The sequence below is a fragment of the Shewanella sp. YQ_9 genome (assembly GCF_043103185.1).
Taxonomy (GTDB): Bacteria; Pseudomonadota; Gammaproteobacteria; order Enterobacterales; family Shewanellaceae; genus Shewanella; species Shewanella algae.
In genome coordinates, this window is sequence record NZ_JBICJO010000033.1 from 284,298 (window position 1) to 292,447 (window position 8,150).

An 8,150-nucleotide genomic window follows, 5' to 3' on the forward strand; every position below is an offset into this window, starting at 1 on the left:
TAATGTCTAGCTTTGAAGCCTATTTGTGTCGTCTGGATAACCCTGAGCACGCATTTTGGCAACAGTGATGTCATTTTTGACTATCTTGTGCAATTTGGGCGCCTCTGAGCATAGCTTCGATGAGTTCATGGGCATCGAACTTGGTGAGGGCTTCGTTGGCACCTACCTGGTGCGCCTGGCTGACACTGATCTCACTGGAAAGCGAGGTATGCAGAATAATATAAGCTCCGGCGAGTGCCGGTTTGTCTCTCACCTCAAAGGCGAGTTCATAACCATCCAGACCCGGCATTTCGATGTCGCTCACCAGGAGATCCACAGGGCGTTTTTCGGCCGCGGCCTTTTCCATGATGGCCAAAGCCTGAGCACCGTTTGAGGTGACTTCATAGGGGATATTTATGGAATCCAGCGCATCGGACAGTTGCTTTCTGGCCACCTTGGAGTCGTCCACCAGCAAGATCCGCAGCGGTTTCAACCTTTCCCTTTGCACATCGGTCAGCATGGCCACACTCTGGGCCGCAATCGGGAAAATCTTCGACAGCAGCAACTCAACATCCAGCAGTTGTACCAGCTTATTGTCGTAACGGGTCACTCCGGTCAGATAGGCATTGCGTCCCAGGTTATCCGGCGGTGATTCAATATCTCGCCAGTTACATTCGAGGATCTTGTCTATGCCGCGAACCAGAAAGCCTATCTCCATCCGCTGACAATCTGTGATGATGATAAAACAGCTCTTGCGCTCCTCTGCGGTGACCGGGCGATAACCAACGGCCGCCGCCATATCCACTACGGGAATAGTGTGTCCTCTGAAGTTTACCGCACCCATCACAGCTGAATGAGATTGGGGGATCTGGTTTAGTGGCATATAAGGTACCAACTCACGGATCTTCAAGGTGCCGATGGCAAACAGCTGGCTTGCCGACAGATGAAACAGCAGCAGTCCCTGAGATTGATTGGCCTTACTCTTCATAACAACACCATAACAGACAATAAGTTAAACGCTTCAGGATAACACAGGCTTGAACCTATGGTGGCCTACTGCAGTTCACAATTGCGACTCAATAGGCAAAAGGCTGAGGATATCGGCACTGAGACGGCGCCAGAAACCGGCGGCAGGCTCATTATAGAACACCTCTTGTTTGGCATCGTCGTGCCACACAAGCTCATCCTCCTCCAGCGCCAATCGGTAAGCATTGCGCAGTAAGGCGCCGCCCAGTTGCCGCTGCATGTGTTCGGCAAGCTTGGGCTGATGTAGCAGAATTCCCATTTCAGTATTGATCCAGGCAGAGCGGGGATCAAAATTGAACGAGCCGACGAACACATCTTTATCGTCCAGCACAAAAGTTTTGGCATGTAGACTGGTGCGTGAGCTGCCGCGCCATGAAGAAGGCTTATGGTCAGGGTCGGCCTTGACTTCATAGAGGCTGACACCGGCTTCCAGCAGTTGCCGACGATACTTCTTGTAGCCGGCATGCACGGCCACTACATCTGTGGCTGCCAGGCTATTGGTCACCACAGTAACCTCAATGCCATTGGCTACCGCCTGTGCCAGGGCATCGGCCCCTTTGGCGGTGGGCACAAAATAGGGCGAGATGATCAGTATGTTGTTTTCAACCTGGGACAGAAAACGACCAATATCGGCCAGCATCCAACTCTCGGGCTCGGCGCTGCGCAGCTTATCGGGCGGGTCAAACAACACCTTGGCTTCGCCCCAATACCAGTCGAGTTGCTGCTGCTCCATGTTGGTTATCAACTGGCTCTGCAACAGGCGCTGATAATAGGGGTGATCCTGCATCGCCTGCTGCTCCTGCCGCATCTTGGCATCGGCCTGCAGCAGTTTTTCCCGGGTCAGACGCTTGGGCAGCAGCTGCTCAAGTGGAATGGTCAGCGGCGCATTCCAGTAAAGATCAAACTGATCAGAGATAGCCGGGACGGCTTTTCCTATGGCGAGCAAGTCAAAGTCACCGAACTCAAGTTCATCGTTGGCAGAAAAGTACTCATTGCCTATGTTGCGCCCTCCCACCACAGAAACCATGTTGTCCACCGTCAGCGACTTATTGTGCATTCTGTGGTTCAAGCGGGCGAAACTGAACAGCCAAGACAAGCCTCTGAAGGTGCGGGAATATACCGGGTTATAGAGGCGAACCTGAATATTGGGATGATGATTCAAGGCCGCCAGTCCGGATTCGAGCGGCGCACTCGTGGTGTCATCCAGCAGCAGCCTTACCCGCACACCGCGCTCGGCAGCTTCCAACAGTTGCCACACCAGGGTTTTGCCGGTTTCATCGGCCCGATAAATGTAGTACTGCAGATCGATACTGCTCTGGGCACTGCGGATAAGCGCCAACCTGGCAATAAAGGCATCGACACCTTCGGCCAACGGCAGCACACCCGTCTGCGATGGGTGGATGGACAATTGAGGTTCCAGATAATCCAGCAAGACAGAACTCTCCGGCGTTGCCAGATAGCTGGAGTCGCTGTAAGCGGGATCCCGTGTCGGTGCCGAGCTACAGGCACTCAGCAAGGACAAGAGGATCAACAGTATTCCAAACTGTGGCAACATTTTGAATATTCTTCGAAATAGTGAAGAGTATTCAAGCATTAATTCGTTCCGGGATCCAGCATTCCCGCCTCCTGCTCTGGCTTGCTATTCCTGTAAAGCATAGAGCACATCGAACACAAACTGGTCCCAGCCATGGGATTCAAAGGCGGCATCGGCCACCGCTCGAACACGGGAAACCGCATGCAGCGGTGCCACACCATGTTCCATCAGGTAATAGGCCAGCAACAGGCAAGTACGGTTTTGCCCAGACTCGCAATGAACCAGTACCCCTAGCCCGGCTGCGCGCTGACGCTTGATAAAGTCGAGCGCCTTGGGCAACTGTTCAACACAGAGCCGTAAATCGGCATCCAGCGGGGTTTCTCCACTCGGCAAAGGGATACAGGCAAACTCAAATGGCGACTGAGGCCAATCGGCCACCACATTTTCAGCCAGGGAAAGAATGGCGCCTATCCCGGAGCGCTGCAGCTCATCGAGATCCCAGTTCTGGCCTGCTGGGCCCCGGCTTCCTGCCAACTCTCCCTCTTCCAGCCAAAAGAGTGGTTGCATCTGTGTTTTCCTCAGTAATACGCGACTTCAATCAGGCTTCAGAATACCTCAAATCGCCGGAGGATTTCGTTGATTTATGCCAAAAGATTAACTTGGACGACCGGCTTCCAAGTCAAGCAGTTGTTGCTTCATGGCCAGGCCCCAGGCATAACCGGTCAACTTGCCATCCTTACCTATGACTCTGTGACAAGGCACGATGATCGCTATCGGGTTGGCGCCATTGGCAGTGCCGACAGCGCGGGCCGCTTTCGGGTTATCAATCTTTATGGCCAGCTCGCCGTAACTGGTGAAGCTGCCGTAGGGCAACCCCACCAACGCCTGCCAAACGGTGCGTTGAAAGCGTGTCCCCTTGGGAGCCAAAGACAACTCGAAGACCTGTCTGGCACCGGCAAAATACTCCAATAGCTGGCTCTTGGTCTGCGCCAATATCGCCTCAGCCCGCGCCTTTTGCGCCACATTCGCGCTCGCCAGCGGGATCCGGCGCTCTCTGTCATCCCCCGTCAAAACCGACAGATGTGACAACCCATGGGGCCCCGCAGCAAGCCACAGCCTGCCCACAGCCGAATCCATGATAAGCTCCGCCACCGGCACCAATTCTGCTGCCGGCCACTCTTTACTCAGCGATACGGCCAAGCTCGGTTTATCTTGTGTATTCATAGGATTAATCCCTTGATTTTATGGCTTTTGAATAGGAGTTTGACCCTGATGCCTGTCACCTCTGCAACCCATCTCAGAGCTCTTCATTCATTGCTATTAATGGGTTCTATGCCGACTGCCAAAGTTGTAGAGTAAGATAACTGCCCCAGGGCGACGCCGCTTCAGTGACACTTTGCAGTAACGCTTGGTAATGGGCCGCACTTTTCTTGGCGTCACTCTTGTTGTCCATACTTTTCTTGTCAGCACTTTTATTGCCTTTATGCTGACCAACTGCACCTTGTTTAGCCGAATCCGGGTTGAGTTGAGCCAAGTTCCCGTTAACCTCGGTCGAGATTGCCGTTTTACCAAGCAACGTGAGCAGACGTTTACGAATTATCAAGTCGCCGCCGAGCAACACATCAGGATCCGACAACCCGCGCATTCTGGCGTAGGCTATGGTCCAGGGGCCAATCCCTTTCAAACTGAGCCAAGCCTCGGGCTCGGTATCACCATGCTCAAGCTGAAAACGCGCCAACTCAGCCAATGCCGTCTTTCTGCTTGCGGGCATTTTCAACTCGTCAAAGTCCGCCGCCAACATGCTTTCGGGCTCGGGAAAGAAGCTGATTTCGCGCCCGGCGATAACTCGCCTCTCACCTCTGGCTGCCACCAACTGCCCCAACAGTTTTGTGGCTTGGGTAACGCTGACCTGCTGGCCCAGAACAGCCCGCACCCCGGCTTCAAACAGAGAGCCTGCTGCCGGCAATCTCAGCCCCGGCTCCCAACCAAAGGTGGAGTCTGCCAGTGTGAGAGGTTGCAACACTTGCTCAACCTGCTGCATATCAGCGTCGAGATCCAATATCCTTCTTATCCGATTGACCAATACCGGTAACAAGCTAAGCTCGGCGCCCTCTTCCAATGCCAGGGTAACTGCGACTCTATTTTGCGAGGCCTGCAACTCGGCAAAAAACCAAGCTTTGAACCCGCCTTTGTCGCTGTTGAGTATAAGGCTGCGACCATAGCCCTGGCGGCCATCAAGTTCAAACCACTCCATTCCTGTTACCGCCCGCAGGCGATAGAAATCAAGCAACGCTTGCCAGGCATATGGCGGCCGGTAACTCAAAAACAGTTGCAGCCTGTTACTGTCGTCCATTTGCGTATCAGCGCTGCGTCTGAGCGCCGACGGGGTAAGCTGCAGCTGACTCTGAAACACTTCGTTGAAGCGGCGAATGCTCGTGTATCCCGCAGCCAAGGCCACCTGCGTGATAGGGAGCCGGGTTTGGTGCAGCAACTGCTTGGCAAACATCAATTGCTGAAACGCAGCGTATTGCTTGGGAGACAGGCCCAGCGCTTCGACAAACAGCTTGCGCAGATAACGACTGCTGATCCCGAGGCGCTGTGCCAAGTGCTCGACACCTTTCGCCGACTCGCCGCTCAAGGCGCCCTGCTCTATCAGGGTTACCGCCCGCTCCAGCGTGGTTCTCGTGCCTTTCCAGGCACAGGAGCCGGGCGCGCTTTCCGGCCGGCAACGCAAACAGGGGCGCAAACCTTGATTTGCCGCGGCGGCGGCCGAGAAAAAGTAATCGACATTTTCCTCTTTCGGCGCCACCGCCGGGCAGATAGGCCGGCAATAGATCCCCGTCGTCTTCACCCCGATAAAGAAGCGGCCATCAAACCTGGGATCGCGACTAAGTCTCGCCCGGCGACAGGTGTCGGTGCTGAGCTCGGTAAAAATCGTCATCATCTGTTTCGCTATCGTCTATAACCTGGATGCAGATTACCCCGCGAACACGGGGGAAACCAGCGGAAAACGGAACTGAACCCCGAGACCAAACCCAAACTATTGATCCGGAATAATAGCTGCCCTACAGATAAAAATTGGGTATGCTGGAACGGCTTGAATAAAAATCACTCCAGATCCGCAAGGCCCGATGTCTGCCCGCATAACCGGGCAAGAATCATTCTTTGCCAAGAGATAAATCGCCCATAACAGTTTGCCAAGAGAAGGCCATGATAAAGACGTTGTTTTCCCGCTTTGAACACTGGACGGATCCACTGCCGGATATAGAACCATCTCCGCCGCCCAAAGGGCTCTATGCTTTTTGCCGCCACTACACCAAAGGTTTCGAGCGACCGCTGATATTGATGTCAATATTGACCGCGATTCTGGCCATGCTGGAAGTGTCGCTGTTTGGCTTTATGGGGCAGTTGGTTGATTGGCTGGTAGACAAGGATCCACAAACCCTGCTGCAGGATGAAGGACTCAAGTTACTCGGCATGACTTTGCTGGTACTCGTGCTCTTGCCTGTACTCATCTTGCTGCACGCCTTGATTGTCTACCAAAGTCTGCTGGGCAACTATCCGATGGCCATCCGCTGGCTGGCGCACAAATACCTGTTGAAACAGAGTGTTTCCTTCTATCAGGACGACTTTGCCGGCCGCATAGCCACCAAGGTGATGCAAACCTCTCTGGCGGTGCGGGAAACCGTGATGAAACTCCTGGACGTGCTGGTCTACATAATGGTGTATTTCACCTCCATGTTGGTGATGATAGCCAGTGCCGATATGCGCTTGATGCTGCCCATGTTGGCATGGCTTGCCATCTATATCAGCCTGCAGTGGTATTTCGTGCCCAAGCTGAAAGCCGTGTCTACCGAGCAGGCCGATGCCCGCTCAACCATGACGGGTCGAATCGTCGACAGCTACACCAATATTGCCACGGTCAAACTCTTCTCCCACACCCAACAGGAAGCCGAATACGCTCAGTCGAGCATGAAAACCTTCTTGGATACCGTGCACCGGCAGATGCGTCTGGTCACCGGAATTAACGTCAGTGTGCAGCTACTGAACTATTTCCTGGCCTTTAGCGTGGCAGCCGTATCCATCTGGCTCTGGAGCGACAGTGCCATCAGTGTCGGCGCCATAGCGATTGCCGTCAGCCTGGCTCTGCGGCTCAACGGCATGTCGCAATGGATAATGTGGGAAATCAGCTCACTGTTTGAAAATATAGGGACAGTGGCCGATGGTATGAGCACCCTGTCCAAACCCACCCGCATTCTGGATGCCGAAGACGCCAAAGCCATTTTGGTTGAGCAAGGGCAAATCGATTTCGATAAGGTCAGCTTTCACTATGGAGAACAGAGCGGCGTGCTGGAAGGCCTGGATTTACAGATCAAGCCAGGTGAAAAAGTCGGTCTGGTGGGTCGCTCGGGTGCCGGTAAGTCCACCTTGGTCAATCTGCTGATGCGTTTTCATGATGTGGAAAAGGGAAAAATTCTGATAGATGGTCAGGATATCCGTAAAGTCACCCAGGATTCGCTGCGCTCACAGATAGGCATGGTGACTCAGGATACCTCCTTGCTGCACAGATCCATCAGAGAAAATATTCTTTATGGTCGTCCCGATGCCACGGAAGAGGAACTGGAGCAGGCTATCATTAAGGCCCAGGCCAGTGAGTTTATCGCCTCTTTGACAGATCCGTCGGGAAATACCGGGCTGGATGCCCAGGTGGGTGAACGGGGTGTCAAATTATCCGGCGGTCAAAGGCAGCGTATTGCCATCGCCAGAGTGCTATTGAAAGATGCGCCAATCCTGATCCTGGATGAAGCCACCTCGGCACTCGACTCGGAAGTGGAAGCGGCAATTCAGGAAAGCCTCTATCAACTGATGGAAGGAAAAACCGTTATCGCTATCGCTCACAGGCTATCAACCATAGCCGCTATGGATAGATTGATAGTGCTGGATCAGGGCAAAGTGGTCGAACAAGGCAGCCATCAGGAACTGATCCGCAGCAAAGGGATTTACGCCCAGCTGTGGGCCCACCAAACAGGCGGTTTTATTGGTGTAGACTAAAATATCTATATACCGCCCTGCTTTTCAGCATAGAACAACATTCCAGGAAGCCATCGCGGCTTCCTGTTTTTTAAGCCTTCCATGTAAAGAGACACTTACCTTGACTAACTGCGACTTGCTTACTCGAGTAGCGACTTTTTACTCAAGTAGTAACTCGGCGGGTATCCGGGCAAAACAATCTGGCGTATCGGTAGTGAAGCCTGAGCCTGATAAGAGCAGTTAATAAGATCTGCATTTTGGGGCCATGTCTCGATACATGGTTGGATAAATACTCTAACAATCCATTCGGGGTTAGAGCGTGCTGTTTTGATAGGAAGCAAACGTTGAAGGACAGATAACAAAAAACCACCCTGAGGTGGTTAGTGTTTCTCTTGAAGGAGAATCTTTGGTGGAGCTAGACGGGATCGAACCGTCGACCTCTTGCATGCCATGCAAGCGCTCTCCCAGCTGAGCTATAGCCCCGAAATTCTGTTAATAACAAAATCTCTCGGAAAATGTGGCATCCCCTAGGGGATTCGAACCCCTGTTACCGCCGTGAAAGGGCGGTGTCCTAGGCCTC

Annotated in this window: 6 protein-coding genes and 1 tRNA gene; 1 reads left to right on the forward strand and 6 read right to left on the reverse strand. The window is 53.3% G+C overall.

The genetic code is table 11. The annotated features are described in order from the left end of the window. Positions 1 to 70 precede the first annotated feature (70 nt). The 5 genes from ACF8D4_RS10720 to ACF8D4_RS10740 all read right to left on the reverse strand — a co-directional run bounded on the left by ACF8D4_RS10720 (position 71) and on the right by ACF8D4_RS10740 (position 5,483). Positions 71 to 967: a chemotaxis protein gene (locus tag ACF8D4_RS10720; protein WP_028781045.1), complete on the reverse strand. Its 897-nt coding sequence runs from the start codon at positions 965 to 967 to the stop codon at positions 71 to 73. 75 nt (positions 968 to 1,042) lie between these two features. Continuing rightward, positions 1,043 to 2,560 (reverse strand): phospholipase D family protein, encoded by a 1,518-nt coding sequence (locus tag ACF8D4_RS10725; RefSeq protein ID WP_071239193.1) that lies wholly within the window; start codon positions 2,558 to 2,560, stop codon positions 1,043 to 1,045. An 84-nt stretch (positions 2,561 to 2,644) separates the two neighbouring features. After that, the gene (locus tag ACF8D4_RS10730) at positions 2,645 to 3,106 is read right to left on the reverse strand and encodes a dual specificity protein phosphatase family protein (protein ID WP_144133700.1); all 462 of its coding nucleotides are present in this window, start codon (positions 3,104 to 3,106) and stop codon (positions 2,645 to 2,647) included. Between the two features lie 87 nt (positions 3,107 to 3,193). After that, a complete protein-coding gene (locus tag ACF8D4_RS10735; RefSeq protein ID WP_392464380.1) occupies positions 3,194 to 3,763 on the reverse strand; it encodes a methylated-DNA--[protein]-cysteine S-methyltransferase in 570 nt (189 codons plus the stop codon). A gap of 106 nt (positions 3,764 to 3,869) precedes the next feature. After that, a complete protein-coding gene (locus tag ACF8D4_RS10740) occupies positions 3,870 to 5,483 on the reverse strand; it encodes a DNA-3-methyladenine glycosylase 2 family protein (RefSeq protein WP_144133699.1) in 1,614 nt (537 codons plus the stop codon). A gap of 278 nt (positions 5,484 to 5,761) precedes the next feature. On the opposite strand from ACF8D4_RS10740, the gene ACF8D4_RS10745 reads away from it, so the two are divergent. Continuing rightward, the gene (locus ACF8D4_RS10745) at positions 5,762 to 7,591 is read left to right on the forward strand and encodes an ABC transporter ATP-binding protein (protein WP_123117242.1); all 1,830 of its coding nucleotides are present in this window, start codon (positions 5,762 to 5,764) and stop codon (positions 7,589 to 7,591) included. Between the two features lie 386 nt (positions 7,592 to 7,977). Here ACF8D4_RS10745 and ACF8D4_RS10750 read toward each other — a convergent pair. Further along, positions 7,978 to 8,053: transfer RNA gene (locus tag ACF8D4_RS10750), tRNA-Ala, on the reverse strand. Between the last annotated feature and the right edge of the window lie 97 nt (positions 8,054 to 8,150).